Source organism: Paraburkholderia sp. CNPSo 3281 (assembly GCF_024206515.1).
GTDB classification, from domain to species: Bacteria; Pseudomonadota; Gammaproteobacteria; order Burkholderiales; family Burkholderiaceae; genus Paraburkholderia; species Paraburkholderia nodosa.
In genome coordinates this window covers 1-527 of the sequence record NZ_JAMBPS010000199.1, presented here as the reverse complement: position 1 = coordinate 527, position 527 = coordinate 1, and the positions used below count along the sequence as shown (strand labels likewise).

The window sequence follows — 527 nt, the reverse complement described above, 5'->3', positions numbered from 1 at the left end:
GATGAGGTGTTGCTGGTCAATTCGAGTGGTCTGGTGCGCTTGCGGGGGCAGAAACTGAAGCTCTCGATTGCGCTCAAGGGGCTGCGCGTGGCGGCCCGTCCAAAGGACGACGAAGACGGTGTATTCGAGCTCTGGTTTGCCCATCACCGTGTCGCGACACTTGACCTGAAAGCAGCATTGCCGTGAGTATCAGGTGTCAACGATGTCCTCATACATGTGTCAATCATGTCTCCAGTCTGTACACCGCTGGCAAAGAAAAGTAGGTGCCGCCCCGCACAGCAATGCTCTCAACTTAAGCCCCGGAAGTGCTTGTAAACGAACCGTGGGACCTGTAAACTTCACACCATAACTTCCTGATAAATCAACGATATGAACTCAAATACCGGCGTCTTCCCGACTTCTGGCTGAGTTCTCCGATTTCCTGTTCGATCCGGCGCTCGCCGAGCGCGTGCGCCGCACCCCCACCGCCTTTACCCGCAATCGCACACTGACGTTGCCGCGCATGGCCGCGATGATGATGTCCGCCA

General features: G+C 56.4%; 1 pseudogene. It reads left to right on the top strand.

Annotation, left to right across the window (positions count from 1 at the left end):
• A pseudogene (locus M3I56_RS40900) lies at positions 1-186 on the top strand (IS481 family transposase); the annotation flags it as partial.
• Positions 187-527: the final 341 nt, after the last annotated feature.